At 36.1% G+C, this 19,648-nt stretch carries 16 protein-coding genes; 9 read left to right on the forward strand and 7 right to left on the reverse strand.

The window, feature by feature from the left end; all coding sequences use genetic code 11:
• Positions 1-134: 134 nt before the first annotated feature.
• From AC1RNE_RS13190 to ileS, 7 genes are all read right to left on the reverse strand, one after another.
• The gene (locus tag AC1RNE_RS13190) at positions 135-287 is read right to left on the reverse strand and encodes a DUF4295 domain-containing protein (RefSeq protein WP_309924211.1); all 153 of its coding nucleotides are present in this window, start codon (positions 285-287) and stop codon (positions 135-137) included.
• A gap of 121 nt (positions 288-408) precedes the next feature.
• Positions 409-591 (reverse strand): 50S ribosomal protein L33, encoded by a 183-nt coding sequence (rpmG, locus tag AC1RNE_RS13195; RefSeq protein ID WP_109742450.1) that lies wholly within the window; start codon positions 589-591, stop codon positions 409-411.
• Positions 592-900: 309 nt separating this feature from the next.
• A complete protein-coding gene (locus tag AC1RNE_RS13200; protein ID WP_492801402.1) occupies positions 901-2,520 on the reverse strand; it encodes an acyl-CoA carboxylase subunit beta in 1,620 nt (539 codons plus the stop codon).
• A 303-nt stretch (positions 2,521-2,823) separates the two neighbouring features.
• The gene (locus AC1RNE_RS13205; RefSeq protein WP_407654643.1) at positions 2,824-3,291 is read right to left on the reverse strand and encodes a DUF3299 domain-containing protein; all 468 of its coding nucleotides are present in this window, start codon (positions 3,289-3,291) and stop codon (positions 2,824-2,826) included.
• A gap of 291 nt (positions 3,292-3,582) precedes the next feature.
• Positions 3,583-4,839: an ABC transporter permease gene (locus tag AC1RNE_RS13210; protein WP_492801403.1), complete on the reverse strand. Its 1,257-nt coding sequence runs from the start codon at positions 4,837-4,839 to the stop codon at positions 3,583-3,585.
• Between the two features lie 3 nt (positions 4,840-4,842).
• A complete protein-coding gene (locus tag AC1RNE_RS13215; protein ID WP_323247203.1) occupies positions 4,843-5,469 on the reverse strand; it encodes an ABC transporter ATP-binding protein in 627 nt (208 codons plus the stop codon).
• A 176-nt stretch (positions 5,470-5,645) separates the two neighbouring features.
• A complete protein-coding gene (gene ileS, locus AC1RNE_RS13220) occupies positions 5,646-9,044 on the reverse strand; it encodes an isoleucine--tRNA ligase (RefSeq protein WP_492801404.1) in 3,399 nt (1,132 codons plus the stop codon).
• Positions 9,045-9,325: 281 nt separating this feature from the next.
• Between ileS and AC1RNE_RS13225 the strand changes: the two genes are divergently transcribed.
• From AC1RNE_RS13225 to fucP, 9 genes are all read left to right on the forward strand, one after another.
• Positions 9,326-9,757: a hypothetical protein gene (locus AC1RNE_RS13225; RefSeq protein ID WP_492801405.1), complete on the forward strand. Its 432-nt coding sequence runs from the start codon at positions 9,326-9,328 to the stop codon at positions 9,755-9,757.
• A gap of 78 nt (positions 9,758-9,835) precedes the next feature.
• The gene (locus tag AC1RNE_RS13230; protein ID WP_492801406.1) at positions 9,836-10,282 is read left to right on the forward strand and encodes a hypothetical protein; all 447 of its coding nucleotides are present in this window, start codon (positions 9,836-9,838) and stop codon (positions 10,280-10,282) included.
• Positions 10,283-10,562: 280 nt separating this feature from the next.
• Positions 10,563-11,162: an RNA polymerase sigma factor gene (locus AC1RNE_RS13235; protein WP_492801407.1), complete on the forward strand. Its 600-nt coding sequence runs from the start codon at positions 10,563-10,565 to the stop codon at positions 11,160-11,162.
• Between the two features lie 208 nt (positions 11,163-11,370).
• Positions 11,371-12,681 carry an oligosaccharide flippase family protein gene (locus AC1RNE_RS13240; RefSeq protein WP_492801408.1) on the forward strand — a complete coding sequence of 437 codons (1,311 nt, stop codon included), beginning with the start codon at positions 11,371-11,373 and terminating at the stop codon, positions 12,679-12,681.
• A gap of 205 nt (positions 12,682-12,886) precedes the next feature.
• On the forward strand, positions 12,887-13,912 hold the full coding sequence (locus AC1RNE_RS13245) for a LacI family DNA-binding transcriptional regulator (RefSeq protein ID WP_492801409.1): 1,026 nt from the start codon (positions 12,887-12,889) through the stop codon (positions 13,910-13,912).
• 362 nt (positions 13,913-14,274) lie between these two features.
• Positions 14,275-15,468, forward strand: a complete 1,194-nt coding sequence (locus AC1RNE_RS13250; RefSeq protein ID WP_492801410.1) for a glycoside hydrolase family 88 protein — start codon at positions 14,275-14,277, stop codon at positions 15,466-15,468.
• Positions 15,469-15,493: 25 nt separating this feature from the next.
• Positions 15,494-17,395, forward strand: a complete 1,902-nt coding sequence (locus AC1RNE_RS13255) for a glycoside hydrolase family 97 protein (protein ID WP_492801411.1) — start codon at positions 15,494-15,496, stop codon at positions 17,393-17,395.
• A gap of 135 nt (positions 17,396-17,530) precedes the next feature.
• Positions 17,531-18,391 (forward strand): ROK family protein, encoded by an 861-nt coding sequence (locus AC1RNE_RS13260; protein WP_492801412.1) that lies wholly within the window; start codon positions 17,531-17,533, stop codon positions 18,389-18,391.
• 9 nt (positions 18,392-18,400) lie between these two features.
• Entirely contained in the window at positions 18,401-19,624 is a 1,224-nt protein-coding gene (gene fucP / locus AC1RNE_RS13265) for an L-fucose:H+ symporter permease (protein ID WP_492801413.1), read from the forward strand.
• Positions 19,625-19,648: the final 24 nt, after the last annotated feature.

Here is a 19,648-nt window from a genome sequence, read left to right on the forward strand (position 1 = left end):
TATCATTAGCTGAAATTACCCAATTTTTTCTCTTTAAACTAATATTAAATAAGCACAACTAGTTCCCCAAATATAAAACAAAAAAAGTCCCCTAACCTTATTTAGATAGGGGACTTTCTTTAAAGTCGAAAGAATTAACCTTTCAACGCTGCTGCTACTTCATCTTGAAGAACGATTTCTTCTTTGAATGTGTAAGCACCAGTAGCAGGGTTTTTCACTGCTTTAACGATTTTTGCGTATTTTACGCCACCTTCTTTCTTAAGGGTTGCAACTACTTTCTTTGCCATTTCTTTGTATAAGTTATTGTTATCCGTTTTGAGTTATCGACTGACTGTAACTTAACTGATGAGCAAACCCATCAATTACGATAACACAGACTTGATAACTTGTAATTGACAACTAAATGAATTACTTAATTTCTTTATGAACAGTCACTTTCTTCAAGAAAGGATTGTATTTCTTTAACTCTAAACGAGCTGTAGTGTTTTTACGGTTTTTCTTAGTGATGTAACGAGACATCCCTGGAACGCCTGAAGTTTTTTGCTCAGTACATTCCAAAATCACTTGGATTCTATTGCCTTTCTTAGCCATTGCTTTGTTTGCTTAATTGGTTATAAAAAATCGTTTTCTATTGATTATCAGTAAATTACAACCCAATCAAACTGAAAAACGAAGATGTGTCTTTGAAACAGGACTGCAAAGGTAGTAAATGTTTGAGTTTTAGACAAATATGTTTTCAAAAGTTTTTAATAAATATTGATAGAATGTTAAAAATAGTCAATTTTGACCCTTTTTAACCCAATTTATGCTTAAACCTTATCATTTTCAAGAACATAATTTTCAAGAGCTTAGTACATTGTTCGCGACCAAAGCCGTTTTTAATAGCTATTTTCGCGCTATCTAAACTTGTAAAAGTCCCATTTTAAAGTCCTTCGTAATTGGCGAATGGTCAGCTGCCAGAATACTGGTTGAAATAATACTTCTTGTAGCCAATGGGTCGATAATTTCATCAACCCACAATCGGGCAGCAGCATAATAAGGCGTAGTTTGCGTATTATATTTATCTTTGATACCTTTCAAAATGTTGTCTTCTTCTTCTTTCGTAATGATTTTGCCTTTGGCTTTCATAGAGGCTACTTGGGTTTGTAACAAAGTTTGGGCTGCCTGTTCGCCACCCATTACTGCAATTTTAGCACTCGGCCAAGCATAAATAAAGCGAGGGTCGAAAGCCTTCCCACACATAGCGTAATTACCTGCGCCATAAGAATTGCCAATGATAATCGTGATTTTTGGGACAACAGAATTTGAAACAGCATTTACCATTTTGGCTCCGTCTTTGATAATACCCGAATGCTCTGAACGACTGCCGACCATAAAGCCCGTAACATCTTGTAAGAAAACCAAAGGGATTTTCTTTTGATTACAATTCATGATAAAGCGTGCTGCTTTATCTGCTGAATCGTTGTAAATAACTCCCCCGATTTGTACCTCACCTTTGGTATTTTTAATGACTAATCGTTGATTAGCCACAATGCCTACTGCCCAACCATCAATACGAGCATATCCACATAGGATAGTCTTGCCATAATCTTTTTTAAACTCATCAAACTCGGAATCATCTACCAACCGCTCAATGATTTCACGCATATCATAAGGTTTAGTTCTAAGCTCAGGAAGAATATCCAATATTTCTTCCAGATGTTTAGTAGGTACTTTTGGGGTAGACCTATTAAAACCAGCCTTTTCAAATTTCCCTAATTTGCCGATAGTCCTTTTTATTTGGTCAAGACATTCTTGTTCGGTATCAAACTGATAATCGGCATTGCCCGAAATGGCATTATGAGTATTGGCTCCTCCCAAAGTCTCTGCATCTATTTCTTCACCAATAGCAGCCTTTACCAAATAAGGCCCTGCTAAAAAAATAGAGCTTTGCCCTGTAACCATCAAGGTTTCATCCGACATAATAGGTAAATACGCTCCACCAGCCACGCAACTGCCCAGCACGGCAGATATTTGCGTGATTCCCATGGCACTCATCACAGAGTTGTTGTAGAATACTTTTCCAAAATGTTCTTTGTCTGGAAAAATCTCATCTTGCATGGGTAAAAACACGCCTGCACTATCCACCAAGTAAATGATTGGCAATTGATTTTGCATGGCGATTTCCTGAAAGCGAAGATTCTTTTTACCTGTAATGGGGAAATATGCGCCAGCTTTTACTGTTTGGTCATTAGCTACAATTACGCACAATTGCCCAGCAATGTAGCCTAATCCACCAACTGTTCCTCCTGCTGGACAACCACCATATTCTTCGTACATTTCGTAGCCAACGAATGCCCCAATTTCCTGAAATTCAGTGTCGGTATCTATTAAATAATTAATGCGTTCTCGGGCGACTAATTTACCCCTTTCATGTTGTTTTTGAATATTTTTTAGTCCTCCTCCTTCTTTTATTTTATCCAATCGTTGATTCATTTCTGTAAGCAATTGCTTATGAAATTCCTTATTGTTTACAGCCATAGTATGATGATGATTTGAGATTATTGATGAATATAAATAGTATTATTTTTTGATAATTTACAATTATTTTTTGATAATGTAATTTTTGAAAATAATAGACTCTGATACAATATTTGGTTATTCTCTTTTAAAATACGGTTGGAATACTGGCGAAATGCTATTTGAAATTGAATGAAGTTGAGATTGATTTGATAAGCCAAATATTATTTTGTTGAATAAAAAATAAAAAACTTTTACCTAACGATTTGGACATAAAAAAAGCCAGAGAAATGGTTTCCTCTGGCTCCTGTATAGTAGATTACGTTATTCTTCTAAATCGGCTTCTTCTAAAATGTAGTTCATTTCATAAATATCATCAGCATTCAATTTTAACTTGCCTTTAAATGTATGCATTTCGTCAGTTTTGTATTTATGCGAAGCTCCCTTTTTAGGTTTTAATGACATTACTGACTCTGGACCCGCACCTCCACAGAAAAAGCACTGGCTATACGGAAATGCAGAAAGCACATACATATTAGTAGCAGCATCTACTGGAATTACATAGCCTTTAATGATAACCTCCTTGTTTTCTAATTTCTTTACAGCTGGTCCAAAAGTAGGGTATAGCATAAAAATAGATTCTTGCGGATACCATTTTTTCTTAAATACCACATCTTTCAAAATATCCCAAGTAAGTTTCTCCGAAGGCAGAGCAACTGGTTTTTTCATAGGAGTTGCCGACATCAAAGTCAACAACAAGGCACTGAATGTGATTAAAGTCTTGATTTTCATTTTAGTTGTATGCTATCAGCCTTGAGCTTTTAGCTTTTTGTTGATTTTTTTATTTTAATTTTTTACCCGCTGATTTTAGAGATTTTTACCCGCAGATTTTCGCTGATTAACTTTTGGCTTATTTTAATCTGCATTATCTGCGTATTTTTTCCGCGTGAATCAGCGGGGATATTTTATTTTTTACCCGCTGATTTCAGAGATTTTAAATCGCTGATATTCGCTGATTTTAAACTTTATCTGTGCTATCTCCGTGTTTTTTCTGTGTAAATCAGCGGGTAAAATTAATTTTCATTATTCATCCGCCAAAGTTCTTGAAATATCTATTTTATAGATTCCTAATGAAGGAATAGCTGCTGCCAACAACCCAATTACTAACGCACCGATGAACAACCATAATTCTTCTGTTAGCAAAGATAAAACGTTGAAGTCATAATGAAAATTTTGTTCGACGTTTTTCGACATTAACCACAATCCCAGTCTACTTAAAGCAATGCCAATCACAAATCCGATTGAGCTGATAATCAAGCCTTCAAGTAATAACAAAAAGAATAGTTTGGTTCTACTAGCACCCATTGAAAGCATCAACGCCATTTCATATTTTCGCTCTTTGAGCGAATTATAAAGCGATACAAATACACTTAAGCCAGAAACGATGATGATAACCAAGGCAATGATTTTAAGCGTATCAATTCCAAAGCCCATCAAAGCAAACAATCTATTGATTTCAATAGCAGGCGAAGCCGTTTGCATCGTAGTATTTTGATTGATACTTCTAGCCATCATCATGCCCATTGCAGGATTTCTGAATTTTATCAACATGGAAGTAATTTCCTTAGATTCTTCTTGATGATGATGTTCTTCGTCAGTAGGAGGGGTATCTTCTTCTAATAATTTTAAGGCATTTGCTCCTTTACCAGCTTCTTCTTCATGATGTTCGTCGTGAACTGCCCAAACACTCTCAAGTGGCGTAACCATTAATTGGTCGAGCACAGAATTAGTGTTTTTTAGAACACCCACTACTTTAAATTTCTTTTCTTCATGCACATCACCTTCTTTGTCATAGCCGTGTTGCGAAGCAAAAGTATCACCAACTTTTAATTCCAGATTTTTAGCTACTTTCGCACCCAATACCATTTCCATAGGTTCAGAAAAAGCTTTGCCTGATTCAAATGCTGCTTCAAAATGTTGAAGATATTTTTCGTTAGAGCCTACTATTCTATACCCTTGATAACTATCGCCCATTGATAGCGGAATCGCCGATTTTACCAAAGGATTGCGAGTTAGTCGGTTAGCTTCGTCTAAAGAAATATTCCCTGTCGGAGCATCTATCTGATAAATACTAGCTAAAATCAATTGTAGTGGACTGCCCTTTGCACCAACCACCATATCTATTCCAGCCACATTTCTGGTAAACTTTTCTTCTAATTGTTTTCCTGCCAAGAGTAATAATGAAATAATAGCAATCCCCAGTGCCATCAGTAAGATACTTAAAAAGCTAGTAAGGGGTTTGTCTTTTAGGTTACTCCAAGATATTTTTAGTAAGTTCATTTGCTATAAATTTATACGTTTTTCAACCACATCTTTCAAGCGTTGGTCATGGGTTACTACTACCAAACTTGCTCCAATTTCCTCAATTTGTGTTTTCAACAAATCTACCACTTTCAAGCAATTGTCATCATCCAAACTAGATGTTGGCTCGTCGGCTAAAATAACAGAAGGTTTATTCATCAAGGCTCTGGCGATGCTTACACGTTGCTGTTCTCCCTGTGATAATTGAGTAGTTTTCTTATGAAGATGTTCGGCAAAGCCCAAACTTTCAGCTAGGTGTTTGGCTAGGTCTTTGGCTTGAGATTTCCCTGCTAAATAGTTTGTCAACACTAAATTTTCTAACACAGAAAGGGAATGAACAAAATGAGGTTTTTGATAAATAATACCTACATTTTTTGCCCTAAAATCTGCCGCTGACCCGACTGATAAATCGCTAATTTCTTGGTTATTGATTTGGATTTTACCGCCTGTTGGTTTTAGTAAAAGCGCCATTAAATGTAAAAAGGTTGTTTTGCCTTTACCCGACTTACCCAAAATAAGCATTGTTTCGCGGTCGGCACAGGAAAAATCTGGAAAAGCAAAGCTCTTTTCAGAAGAATACGAGAAGGTAAGGTTTTGCGTGGCTATCATGCTATTGATGTTTTATACAAAGATAGCTAATGCAATGATATTGCAAGAAATTTGGGGGATAGTTTAATATTTGGGCTATCAGAATTTAATGTGGTTGTTAAGTTCTTCTCCAATATAAAAGGGAAGCCTTCATCAATGAAAACTTCCCTTTCTATTTTTTGAGTTGGAAACTCGAACTATACTACTGTAACTTTCACTGTCAAAGTCAATTCTTCAAATTCAACATCTTGACCATCTGCTAATTCGTTGACTACTTCTAGCGAAAGGGCTTGTACTTCCTGACTGATAAAGTCTTTGAAGGCTACAACGCCAGCCGTTACTTCTGCATCTGAATCAAGTAATTGAATGCTGATTTTATCGGTTACTTCAAAACCTGAATCTTTACGTAAGTTCTGGATACGATTCACAAAATCGCGAGCGATACCTTCTTGTTTCAGCTCAGGCGTAATGTTGATGTCTAATGCCACCGTAATACCTGCGTCTGATGCCGTTAAGTATCCAGGTAAATCTTCTGTTTGAATTTCAACATCTTCTAAGGCAATCGTATAAGTATCAAGACTTATCGTCTTGTTTTCCTCTAAAGCTTTCAAGTCTTCAGCAGTCATTGAAGTGATTACAGCAGCAACAGCTTTCATGTCTTTACCGAATTTCGGTCCTAACGCTTTAAAGTTGGGTTTTACCTTTTTCGATAATACGCCCGACGCATCATTTAAGTATTCAACTGCTTTGATGTTTACCTCTGTCTTAATCAATTCGTCTACATGACGGATTTGCTCACGCGTTTGCTCGCTTAATATCGGAATCAAAATCTTCGACAATGGCTGACGTACTTTAATACGATTAGTTTTTCTTAACGAGTGAATCAAAGAACAAATTCTTTGAGCCAAGTCCATCGAAGTTTCCAATTCAGTATTAATCCATTCGTGCTGTACTTTCGGGAAGTTCGTCAAGTGAACAGATACGTCCGTACTTGTTTCAGTATCGGTTAAGTTTTTGTACAGCCAATCACCGTAAAAAGGAGCAATTGGCGACATCAACTGAGCAATCGTTTTCAAACAATACGCTAATGTTTCATAAGCCGACTGTTTGTCCGACGTCACCTCGCCTTTCCAGAAGCGTCTTCTTCCTAAACGTACGTACCAGTTAGAAAGATGGTCACCCACAAACTCTTGGATGGCACGTCCCGCTTTGGTTGGTTCGTAAGTATTATAAGCCTCGTCTACTTCTTTTATCAACGTTTGTAATTTTGATAAAATCCATTGGTCAAGCTCGGTTGCAATGCTTTTATCAAGTTTCCCCGTTGGCGTATAGCCATCTAAATTGGCATACAACGCAAAGAAATTATAGGTATTTGTAAGCGTTCCAAAGAATTTATTACGTACTTCGGTAATGCCTGCTAAATCAAATTTAAGGTTATCCCAAGGTTGTGCATTCGTAATCATGTACCAACGCGTTGGGTCTGCACCATATTTCTTCAGGGTTTCAAATGGATCAACAGCATTGCCTAAACGTTTAGACATTTTGTTGCCGTTTTTATCCAATACTAAGCCCGTAGAAACTACGTTTTTGAAGGCAACGGAATCAGAGACCATTGCCGAAATAGCATGTAAGGTAAAGAACCAACCACGTGTCTGGTCAACTCCCTCTGAGATAAAATCGGCTGGATAAGCTTCATCAAAAATATCTTTGTTCTCGAACGGATAATGCCATTGTGCATAAGGCATTGCTCCAGAATCAAACCAAACGTCGATAAGGTCAGTTTCGCGCGTCATTACTTTACCCGAAGCTGAAACTAAATATACTTCATCCACAAACGGACGGTGTAAGTCTTCAGTACCTGCTTTTAATAAGGCTAAAAACTTCTCGTTAGCCGCACGTTGTTCTGCTGATAGTACATCATCTTTCAAAGCATGCGTTATGCCGTTTTCTAGTTCTTTTAAAGAACCGATACAAACGTCTTCGCCATCTTCCGAACGCCAGATTGGTAGGGGAGTTCCCCAATATCTTGAACGAGATAAATTCCAGTCTACTAAGTTTTCTAACCAATTACCAAAACGACCAGTACCCGTAGATTCTGGTTTCCAGTTGATGGTATTGTTTAGGGCTATCATTTTATCTTTTACTGCCGTCGTGCGGATAAACCAAGAATCCAATGGATAGTATAATACAGGTTTATCGGTTCTCCAGCAATGTGGATAAGAGTGATCAAATTTCTGAACGTTGAAAGCCTTGTTCTCCGTTTTCAATTGAATAGCAATGCGTTCGTCAACAGATAGATATTTATCTCTTCCTTGTTTGATGCGTTGCTCTTCTTTTTCTTCGTCTGATAAATAAGCTTCTTTTACAGGCTCATTAGCATAATCAGTAATTTCGGCTACAAAACGACCTTGGCGATTGACAATTGGTACTTCTTTACCCGTTTCGTCTTTGACAAAAATAGAAGGAATGCCATTTTGTTGCGCCACTCTAAAGTCGTCTGCACCAAAAGTTGGTGAAGTATGTACTACGCCAGTACCATCTTCTGTCGTTACGAAGTCACCAATAATTACCCTGAAAGCAGCACTTTCTGGCTGAACATAAGGCATCAATTGTTCGTATTCGATGCCTTCTAGGAAATTCCCTTTAAAACTAAATACTTCTCTCCAAGGAATGATTTTATCTCCATCGTTATATTTCGAGAAGTCGCCGTCTTTTCCTTTTTCGTTGAAATATTTTCCAACTAAATCTTTCGCCAACACTACATTTACGGGTTCGTAAGTATAAGGATTAAAAGATTTAATTAAAGAATATTCTATGTTTTTACCCACCGTTAAAGCTGAGTTCGCAGGTAAAGTCCAAGGGGTAGTCGTCCAAGCTAAGATATAAATATTGCTACTATCGGCACCGTCGAACAAGAAACCCGATTTGCCTGTCAATTTTACTTTAAACTGAGCCGTCAGTGAAGTATCTTTTACTTCACGATAACAACCCGGCTGGTTAAGCTCGTGCGAAGAAAGCCCCGTTCCTGCTGCTGGCGAATACGGCTGAATGGTATAACCTTTGTAGAGTAAACCTTTTTCATAAAGGGTTTTCAACAAATGCCAAACCGACTCGATATAATCGTTTTCATAAGTAATGTATGGATTATCCAAATCTACCCAATAGCCCATTTTCTCGGTCAAATCATTCCACTGGTCAGTGAATTTCATGACCGTTTCACGACACTTCTTGTTGTACTCCTCAACCGAAACATATTTTGGAGATTTAAGATTACCAATATCGTCTTTGGTAATGCCTAATTCTTTTTCTACTTGTAATTCCACAGGCAAACCGTGGGTATCCCATCCGCCTTTGCGTTTTACTTGTTTGCCTTTTAAAGTTTGATAACGACAGAAAATATCCTTAATCGCACGAGCCATCACGTGGTGAATACCTGGTGTTCCATTTGCCGAAGGAGGTCCTTCATAAAAAGTGAAAGTTGGATTGCCCTCACGGGTTTCGATAGACTTTTCAAAAATCTTTTCGTCTTGCCAAAATTTAAGGATTTCGTCTGCAACCTGACCATAGTCAAGGTTTTTATATTCTTTAAAATTCATTATGGACTATAATTCGTTTATTACGTTGTTAAAAATTATCTGTTGAGATGTTTTTTATCTAATAGGCTGGGAAAATTCCTGCAAAAGTACAAAAAATGACTGGCTTTTGGAAGGAATAGGTATCAAGAAAAGAAATTTCAGGATTCCAACTTATTTAATCATAATTGTGTCTTTGTATAGAAAGGCGATTTGTTTTTTGAAACAATGATTTTACAGGCAAAAAATACAATATTAGTCAACGAATAGCCTTATAAATACGTTTATTACTAAACATTGATAACATGAAAATTTTAGCGATTAGTTTCTTATTTCTTTTGTTTTTGGGTTCTTGTAAGTCAAACGAAGAAACAATAGACCCTACAGGGATTGTTGGGAAATGGCAAACCACAGGAATTACGCAATCCATGAATCAGGATGGTAGCTGGGGCGAATGGCATATCAACCCAACTTTTGCTGCTGTAACGCCATCTATCTGGCAGTTTGCCAGTAATGGGAATTTTTTAATAGATGGCAAACCCGGTGGTGATTGCTGTTTTGCAGGGAATAAATATACCGTTTCTGAGGATAAGAAAATCACCTTTACCGAACTAAAACCAATATGTCCTGAAGTGTATTGTGTTCGTTGTAGTGACTGGGATTATGGCAAAGCGGGCAATGATACATTGATACTAAGACAATGTGCTACAAGAAATAAACTTGTCAGGGTAAAATAAAAAACCATCATTCCAACCTTAAAAATAAATTCTACGTCTTTATAAAAACAGTTTATTAAAATTTAAACTTTAAATAACATGAAATTATTATCATTAAGTCTAGGACTACTTTTAATGATTAGTTCTTGCAAGTCAGTTGACGAAGTAACACCCGGAAAAGAAAGTTCAGCCAAAGTTTCTGCTAATCAATTAGTAGGAAAATGGAATCCTACTTATATGCAAAAAGATAAAGGGGCAGATGCTAAATGGACAACCATTAATACATTTGTTGCTTTACCAACCATTGAATTTACAGCAGATGGTAACTTTTTAAGTGACGGAAAGCCTGGTGCAGATTGCTGCGGATGGGTTGGCAATAGATACACATTCAAAGATAGCAAAATTACTTTTTCTGATTTTAAACCTTGTCCAGAGGTGCTTTGTATAGCGATTGCTTGCGATGGCTGGAAGGTTCAAAAAATTGAAAACGATACGCTTGTGGTAGAAAACTGTTTTAACGTAACCAAATTTGTGAAAGCTAAATAATAATTAGTTCTCATAATATTGTTTAACCTCATATCACGTATTAAAAAATACTGTTTTTGCCTCTGTAAGATGAATACTTGCAGAGGTTTTTTTATAAAGTATATTTTTGTATTTATGCCATTTAAATACAACCAAGGCACTTTTGACATTATTGTTTTTACTTTAATTGTTGGATTAGAGAAGGGGGGTGAGTAAATAGAATAATTTTTTTGCTAAAAAATCCTAAAATTATTTTATTTAATATTTTTATTATTATATTTGCTTAATCAATTAAGCAGTCATGGAAAATAAACAGCTAGAAACGTTATCAAAATCAAATGATTTTTATCTCGAATTATGGAATCAAGCTAAGCTAGGGAGCAGGGAAGCGTATGCACAGCTTTGTGAAAGCCATTATAGAATATTGTTTAACTATGGACTGAACATTACGAAAGACAGAGAATTGGTAAAGGATGTAATTCAAGACCTCTTTTTATATCTCTGGGAGAAACGCAATATCGTAGGTGAAATAAATGTAATGACCATTTATTTGATTCGTGCTACCCGCAATAACCTGATATCACAATTGCGAAAAAATCAATGGAATGTGCTGTATGATAATTTTGATGATGAAGACAACTTAACAGATGAGCAAACCATTGAAAATAGCTTAATCGAATATGAACGCTATTCACAAAACGAGCAACGCATGCGTAAAGCAATAGAGTTATTGCCAAAACGTCAGCGTGAAGTACTTTTCTTGAAATTTTATCAAGGTGTCAGTCATTCGGATATTGCGAATATGATGAATATTAATAATCAATCTGTTTCCAACCATCTCCAAAAAGCATTAATTACACTAAGAGCATTGTTTCCAAATCATTGGAAAAAAATGTTTTAATGCTTAAAATCAATAATCTTCATAAAATATTAAAAACTATACGTGTCCCTAATTATAATATTTAAGCTAAGTTTGTAATAAAAACACAGTTAAGAAGAATTGACATAGATAAATCTATAGCAATATGGTAAGTGTTTATGCTTGTTTTGCTTACCTTTGAGGGTTAAATTCTCCGCATGACCGCTATTTTATTGTCAAACTTATAAAAATGAATGTTGTATTAAGGAATATTAGAGGTTTACTACTCCTTCAATTAGTTAGTTTTGTATTGCCTTTAGTTGTTATACCGTATGTTTTTAGGGCAATAGGCCCTATTTATACTGGTAAAATAAATTTTTCACAGTCATACATTAATTATTTTTTATTACTGATTAATTATGGCTTTGATACAACAGGAACCAAACGTATTTCGGTCGTAAAGGATAATCCTGAACAGCTAGTAGATACTTTTAATGAGATTATTTCCACCAAAATTTTCCTATTTTTTATCAGTACCATCATATTTCTGGTGTGTACATTATCTGTTCCTACCCTTCGTTCAGAGTTTGCTCTTCATTTTTATTCATTTAGTTTTGTGTTGGGTTGTGTGTTTTTTCCAACTTGGTTTTTTCACGGTATCCAAGAAATCCAAACCGCAGCACTCATTGCACTGTGTTTTAAATTAGCGTCTTCTATAGCCATTTTCTTTGTTGTACACGATACGCAATCTTTTTTCTGGTTTAATATTCTTACAAGCTTAGGGCAAATACTAGCAGGACTATGGGCATTTTACATTGCCATGAAACGCTATAACCTTACTTTTTACTTTATAAAACTTCAAAGAATTATCGATTTATTGGTAGAAGAACGTTTCTATTTTGTTTCTACCATCGTTATTAATCTTTATACGACTACCAATGTTTTCTTGATTGGTTTTCTGTTAGACGATAGGAGTGTGGGGATTTATTCCGCTGCAGTAAGGCTGATAACAGTCGTTGTAACGGTTTGTATTAATCCTATTTCACAATCCATCTTTCCAGAGATTGCCAATAAGATGAATGCTAACCTTCAGAAAGGGTTGGAGCTAGTACAAAACATCATTCCTGTGGTGTTCTTTATTACTATCCTTGGAACAGCCTTTCTTTATCTAGTAGCTCCCTATATCGTATCCTTCATTTTTGGCGAAAAATTCCTTGATTCCATAGGTGTATTCCAGTACTTGTGCATTGTCCCGATTTTATCAAGTCTGAGTTTGTTTCAAGCCCAAACCATGTTAAGCTTGAAGTTAGATAGGTATATTCTGAACATTACCCTGATTGCTGGTATTGTTAGTGTTGGTATCAACTTGTTGTTAATCAATGTGTTGCAATACTATGCTTCGGTAGTAGCCTATATTTCTGTAGAAGCTTTCATCCTCATTTCAGGGTATTTTGTATTAAGAAAAGAAGGATTGACGGTGATTATCTTTGATAATTTTTCTGCCAAATCATTCCGCTATCTAATGGCTAATTTTAACCTTTTCGGCAAAGGAAAACATTAAAAATGAGTTAGCTTATTGTGGAAAAACGATTAATGGTCGAAGTATTAAAACCACTTGTGAATCACCCCTGTGATTCTCCAAAATAGCGTTTTGTATCTGTTATGATTGAATAATGGGCAATATCTTCTCGATAAATCAAAATAATCGTTTAACTTGTCTTATATTTATCCAATTTTATAAGCAATCAATTTAATTATACGTTACGATGAAAAAGATGTCTATTAAGGCTGTTGCCGAAACGTTAAAAATTTCTACTGCAACTGTTTCCTATATCCTTAATGGCAAAGCCAAAGAAAAACGCATTAGTGAAGAACTCACCAAAAGAGTATTGGCGTATGTTGAAGAAAACAATTTTAAGCCCAATCACCTCGCTAAAAGCTTAAGAACAGGCAAAACCAACGTAATTGGCTTAATCGTTGAAGACATTGCCGATCCATTCTTTGCCAGTGTAGCAGGAAATATCGAGAACATCGCTTATGAAAACGGCTATAAAATTATCTACAGTAGTACCAAAAACAACCCTACTAAAGCCAAAGAGCTAATCAATACTTTTAGAGAAAGAAACGTAGATGGCTATATCATCACGCCGACGGAAGGGATAGAAAACGATATTACCCAACTGATTAGCAATGGTTTACCTGTCGTGCTTTTTGATAGAAATTGTACAGACATTGACGTTAGCTATGTAGGAATGGATAATTTTGATAGTGCCTACAAAGCTGTAAAACACCTGATAGCGCAGGATTATAAGCATATTGCCCTCATCACGCTGGATTCTTCGCAAGCACAAATGATAGACCGTTTATTGGGCTATGAAAAGGCTATTTTTGAAAAACGTATTCCTTCAATCATCAAGAAATTTGACTATTCTTCTGCCAAAATCGAAAATATTACCGAAGAAATAGGACAGTTTTTAATAGATAACCCCTCAGTAGATGCCATATTCTTTGCAACCAACTACCTAGCCATTAGTGGGATAGAGTTGCTAAACCGAAAAAGAATAAAAATAGGGAAAGACATCGGTATTATGGTATTTGATGACAACGATTTGTTTAGAATACATCAACCTTCTATTTCAGCGATTGCACAACCCATCCAAGAAATGTCTAAGCAATTGATTAATACTTTGTTGGTTCACATGGAGAATTCCGACAAGTATTTGTCAAAAGAATACATTTTACCCGCCTCGATTATTTTACGAGATTCTTCGTCTAAACATGAAATTGCTTAACGGATTAAGTGAAAAATAAATTTGGTGTTTTTATATGAGCTCTTTTTAATAGAATCTTATTAAAAAAGGGTGGTAAATCACTGTAAATAATGAGTTTTTGTGCCTTCAAAACAGATACCCTTCAAAATACGTTTTTTTTCTGTTTATCCTGAATTATCGTGAGTCTTTGAAATATAACAATAGAAATATTTTGTGATATATTTTTTTTAAATTAGATTTGCTTAATCATTTAAGCAAGCCAGATTTAGGCATTTCGTTAACATACACTTCTTGAGCAATAAGAAGTAAAATGCTAGTATTCTTATCGAATCTGAAAGAATCGAGTATTGCCTAAATTTCAGTGTACGATTAATTACAAATCAATGAAAAAAACAATCTTAGTTTTATCAATTCTTCTTATCTCGTTGGTTTTGCCTACCAAGGCTCAGTTCAATGTTCAGAAAAACATTGATTATTGTGCTGTACAAGCCAACAAAACGATTAGTACTTTACCACCCGATGGACAATTGAATATTCCGAGAAGTATCAATAAAGATAGTAAGACGTGGCGATTGGTAGATTATCAGGATTGGTGTAGTGGCTTTTGGTCGGGTTCGCTTTGGTATGTATACGAAGGAACAAAAAAGTCGTTTTTCAAAACCCAAGCCGAACGATTTGATAAACAACTATTACCATTATCAACACAAAAAGTAGCCTATGACCACGATTTAGGCTTCCAGATTTTTTGTAGCTATGGCAATGGTTACAGACTTACTAAAAACCCCTCTTATAAAAAAGTAATACTCAATACTGCCAATGTATTAGCCACTTTATACAACCCCAAAGTAGGAACAATACTTTCATGGCCTAGAGAAGTACAGAAATTTGGTGCGCATAATACCATCATCGATAATATGATAAACCTAGAGTTACTGTTTTGGGCATCAAAAAATGGGGGCAATAAAAATCTCTATAAAATAGCTGAAACGCATGCCTTAACGACGATGAAAAATCATTTCAGAGATGATTTTACGTCTTATCATGTGGTTTTGTATGATACCCTCACAGGCAAGAAAATCAAAGGGATGACGCACCAAGGGTATGCCGATAATACGATGTGGGCAAGGGGACAGTCGTGGGCTATTTATGGTTTTACGATGTGTTATCGCGAAACGAAAAATCCTGCATTTTTAGATTTTGCTCAGAAAGTAACAGACGTGTATTTAAAAAACCTACCTGACGAAAGCCTAATACCGTTTTGGGATTTTAATACACCTGATATTCCAAATACTACGCGCGATGCTTCAGCGGCGGCAGTGACAGCTTCGGCCTTGTTTGAGCTTTCTACTTTGGTGAAGGATAAAAAGAAAAGTGCCTTATACTATACTAAAGCCAAGAAAATGCTTGAAAGTCTTTCCACTACAAATTATCAAAGTGGGGCTGTGAACGATGCCTTTTTATTGCATTCAACGGGAAATGTACCAATAGGTGGAGAAATAGACGCCTCTATTATCTATGCAGATTATTATTATATCGAAGCCTTGTTGCGATACAAGAAAATGAATCAAAAGAAATAACGATTGATACCCTTTATTAAAATTAATGATGAAAAAGATTTTAGCGATAATTTTTACCTTGGTTTTTACCCATACCTTATTAGCACAAAAAGGTATGATAGATAGTACAAAAACGACCATTACTTCACCCGATAGAAATATCCTTTGCACAATTTATCAGAAGATTGATGAAAAGGGAAAGAAAGCTATTTTTTATACGGTAAGCTATAAAGGCAAAGCAGTAATATTGGAATCTGAGCTAGATATTCAGTTGGATAATCACCTTTCAGAATTGGCAATGGCACTGAAAGTAGATAAAACAGAAAAGTGGTGTGAGGACTTACAATTTGTAGGCATTAAAACAAGCCAGAAAGATACTATTTGGAAACCCCTATACGGCGAGCGTTCGTTGATTAGAGACCATTATCAAGCAGTAAATCTTGCTTTTAAAAAAGCTAGTAATGCCGACTATACTTTAGAAATCCAAGTACGTGCTTATGATGCAGGTGTAGCCATCCGTTATTATTTTCCAGAAAACCCTAAAGGCTCTTACTATCAAATTACGGCTGAAAATACAGAATTTGCCTTACCCACGGGAACAACTGCATTTTATACACAGTGGGCACAGGGCAAATATGCTGAATTACCTCTTGAAAATTGGGTAGATGCTGGGGAAAGACCAATGCCTTTGCGATTAACTAATGGCTTGTGGGCTTGTTTGGCGGAGGCTCAAATGGTAGATTATGCCAGAGCTAAATTCATTATCAGTAAAACCAAAAAGAATACTATTCAAACAGCGTTGTATGGTGGGGTTGATGGTATTACGTATTTTGGTACGCCTTGGCGAGTAATCATGATAGCTGAAAGCGAAGGCAAATTAATTGAGAATAACGACATTATCCTGAATTTGAATACACCTAATAAAATAGTAAATACGGATTGGATTAAGCCGGGGAAAATCATTCGTGAGATGACTCTTACTACGGAAGGGGCCAAAGCTGCCATTGATTTTGCCGTAAAAAGAAACTTACAATATGTATTGTTCGACTGGAAATGGTATGGCCCTGCCCTTACTTGGGACACTGATGCTACACAAGTAAAAGCAAAAATGGATATGGCTGAAATAGTGGCTTATGGCAAAGAGCGCGGTGTGGGAATTTGGTTGTATGTAAATCTACAGTCACTGTATAAACAAGCAGATGAGATTTTTCCATTGTATAAAAAATGGGGAATCAAAGGCGTGAAATTTGGCTTTGTACAAACTGGTAGTCATCGTTGGACTACTTGGGTAGAGGAGGCCATCAAGAAATGTGCTGATAATCAGTTGATGGTGAATGTTCATGACGACTGGCGTCCGACAGGAGAAATGCGTACTTATCCAAACCTAATGACAGCCGAAGGAGTAAGAGGTAACGAAGAAATGCCAGATGCTACACACAACGTAACACTACCTTTTACAAGATATATTGGCGGTGCAGCAGACTATACCATTTGTTATTTTGATAAACGCATCAAAACTACTCACGCGCATCAATTGGCAATGGCAGCGGTATATTATAGCCCTTTGCAAACCTTGTTTTGGTACGACCAACCTAAGGCTAGTAATGATGAACCAGAATTAGAGTTTTGGAATAAAATTGCTACAACTTGGGATGAAACAAGAGTAATTCAAGGAGAAATATCAAAATATATCACCACTGCCAGAAGAAACGGAAAAGACTGGTTTGTGGGTACGTTAACAAGTAATGAAGGAAGAACGCTAAAAATAAAATTAGATTTTTTACCCAAAGGAATTAAATATACCGCCAATATTTATGCTGATGACAGTACCTTAACCAGTACTACAAAAGTTGGTATCCAACGTATAACTGTAGACAATACGACAGTGTTGGATGCCAAACTTTTACCCTCTGGTGGACAAGCCATTTGGCTTACACCACTAAAATAGTTAATCAATTAGCCATCTATTAAGTAATCACTACTTAAATACATTAATAGCATTATTATAAAACCTTTCTAAAAACACTTTTAGGATTTGTAGCTAGCACAAATCTTAACTGTTTTCATAAGAATCTTTAAACGTATGTACATCGGAGTTGACATCGGAGGCTCGCACATCACAGCGGCACAAGTAAATATTGAGGATGGAGAAATTATTACTTCCTCTATTATAAGAAGCAAGTTAAATCCTCATGCTTCGTCAGAAGAAATTTTAACGGCTTGGGCAAACGCTATTGTCCAAACAAGCAATCAAAGAGCAAACTATTACTTAGGTATAGCTATGCCTGGTCCGTTTGATTATGAAAATGGAATATGCTTGATGAAGAATGTGAATAAGTACGAGAGTTTATATGGCTTAAATATCAGGAATGAGCTTTCAGAACGACTATCAATACCCATTAATAATATTAGCTTTAGAAACGACTCAGAGGCATTTTTGGAAGGAGAAATGCTTTTTGGAGCAGGTCAGCAATATGAAAAAGCCATTGGTATCACCATGGGAACGGGCTTGGGTACATCAATCTATCATGAGGGAGATGCCAAAGACATGGCCATGGGAATAAATCATCAATTACTAGAAGGCGTTGCCGAAGACTATATCTCTACCCGTTGGTTTGTAAAACGCTACCATGAGTTGACAGGTAAAACTGTTGATGGAGCCAAGCAATTAGTAGAAAGTATTGAAAATGACGAAGCCTCACAAGAAGTCTTTACAGAATTTGCCAAAAATGTATGCCTGTTTATCGATGATTTTACCAAGATTTTCCACCCAGAATTAATTATAGTAGGTGGAAATATCGCAGGAGCTTCTCCTTTGTTTTTTCCAGCAGTAGAAAAAATGTTATCAGAGAACACTCATAAAATACAACTTATCAAATCTTCTCTGAACGAACAAGCGGCTTTGATGGGTGCGGTTGGTCTATGGAAAAAACAATTAAAATAAATTTCAATAATGACTCAAAAGATAAAACTAACCGAAAAGCAATACCTAGTTACTTTCATTTTCGTTACCTCCCTTTTTATGCTTTGGGGAATAGCCCATTCGATGAGCGATGTATTGAATAAACATTTTCAGAACGTCTTGAATGTTTCTAAATCTCAATCGGGACTTATTCAACTTTCGGTTTTTGGTGCGTATGCCGTGATGAGTATTCCTGCAGGAATATTTATGAAAAAGTTTGGCTATAAAAACGGTGTATTGTTTGGCTTATCGCTTTTTGCGATTGGTACATTTTTGTTTGTTCCTGCGGCCAATGCTACGTCGTTTACGATGTTTCGTTTGGCGTTATTTATCTTAGGTTGCGGTATGGCTACGCTCGAAACCGTTGCTCACCCTTTTGTAGCATCATTAGGAAACCAACAAACTAGCGACCAGCGAATCAACTTTTCTCAGTCGTTTAATGCCGTGGGTACTATCATTGGTCCTGCTATTGGATCCTACTTTTTATTGAGTGGCAGTGTTGAACATTCTAATGATTTAAGTTCTGTTAAAACCCTTTATACAGCCATTGGTTCTGTCATTGCTTGTATTGCTATTGCCTTTGCTTTTGTGAAAGTCCCTGCTTTTACAGATGCTCACGAGATTCTTGAAAGTGATGTTAAAAATCCATCATTCAATACCACCGAAAAAACTTTATGGCAGAATAGTCATTTTGTATGGGCAGTAATTGCGCAATTTTTTAATGTGGCTGCTCAGGCGGGTACTTGGTCATATTTTATTAATTATGGTCACGAAGTAATGGGCTTTACTGATGCAACTGCCGGTAATTACATGATTATTTTTATGGCAATGATGGCCTTAGGTCGTTTTGTAGGTACTTATTTAATGAAATTTATTCAGCCTAATATTCTGTTGTCTTTCTTTGCTTTAGGCAGTATTATTTCTTGTTTAATTGTGGCGCAAGCTTGGGGCTGGACTTCCTACATCGCCCTGATGTTTATCAACTTTTTCTTTAGCATCATGTTCCCAACCATTTTTAGTTTGGGTCTAAAAAGCTTAGGAAAACATACTCAACAAGCCTCGTCATTTATTTCAATGGGTGTTGTAGGCGGTGCTTTCTTTCCGTTATTGATGGGTTTAGTGGCTAACCAAAATGTGGCACACGCTTATTATTTACCAATTATATGCTATGCCATTATCTTTTTGTTTGCCTTCAAGATGTATAAGGTAAAATAGCATTTGTAAAGGTGATTTTATATT

Source organism: Arcicella sp. GW822-FHT02H01 (assembly GCF_058802005.1).

Bases quoted from the DNA above. Each gene is read 5' to 3' on its own strand.
- AC1RNE_RS13190 (WP_309924211.1), bottom strand. From the start codon at position 287: ATGGCAAAGAAAGTAGTTGCAACCCTTAAGAAAGAAGGTGGCGTAAAA.
- rpmG (WP_109742450.1), bottom strand. From the start codon at position 591: ATGGCTAAGAAAGGCAATAGAATCCAAGTGATTTTGGAATGTACTGAG.
- AC1RNE_RS13200 (WP_492801402.1), bottom strand. From the start codon at position 2,520: ATGGCTGTAAACAATAAGGAATTTCATAAGCAATTGCTTACAGAAATG.
- AC1RNE_RS13205 (WP_407654643.1), bottom strand. From the start codon at position 3,291: ATGAAAATCAAGACTTTAATCACATTCAGTGCCTTGTTGTTGACTTTG.
- AC1RNE_RS13210 (WP_492801403.1), bottom strand. From the start codon at position 4,839: ATGAACTTACTAAAAATATCTTGGAGTAACCTAAAAGACAAACCCCTT.
- AC1RNE_RS13215 (WP_323247203.1), bottom strand. From the start codon at position 5,469: ATGATAGCCACGCAAAACCTTACCTTCTCGTATTCTTCTGAAAAGAGC.
- ileS (WP_492801404.1), bottom strand. From the start codon at position 9,044: ATGAATTTTAAAGAATATAAAAACCTTGACTATGGTCAGGTTGCAGAC.
- AC1RNE_RS13225 (WP_492801405.1), top strand. From the start codon at position 9,326: ATGAAAATTTTAGCGATTAGTTTCTTATTTCTTTTGTTTTTGGGTTCT.
- AC1RNE_RS13230 (WP_492801406.1), top strand. From the start codon at position 9,836: ATGAAATTATTATCATTAAGTCTAGGACTACTTTTAATGATTAGTTCT.
- AC1RNE_RS13235 (WP_492801407.1), top strand. From the start codon at position 10,563: ATGGAAAATAAACAGCTAGAAACGTTATCAAAATCAAATGATTTTTAT.
- AC1RNE_RS13240 (WP_492801408.1), top strand. From the start codon at position 11,371: ATGAATGTTGTATTAAGGAATATTAGAGGTTTACTACTCCTTCAATTA.
- AC1RNE_RS13245 (WP_492801409.1), top strand. From the start codon at position 12,887: ATGAAAAAGATGTCTATTAAGGCTGTTGCCGAAACGTTAAAAATTTCT.
- AC1RNE_RS13250 (WP_492801410.1), top strand. From the start codon at position 14,275: ATGAAAAAAACAATCTTAGTTTTATCAATTCTTCTTATCTCGTTGGTT.
- AC1RNE_RS13255 (WP_492801411.1), top strand. From the start codon at position 15,494: ATGATGAAAAAGATTTTAGCGATAATTTTTACCTTGGTTTTTACCCAT.
- AC1RNE_RS13260 (WP_492801412.1), top strand. From the start codon at position 17,531: ATGTACATCGGAGTTGACATCGGAGGCTCGCACATCACAGCGGCACAA.
- fucP (WP_492801413.1), top strand. From the start codon at position 18,401: ATGACTCAAAAGATAAAACTAACCGAAAAGCAATACCTAGTTACTTTC.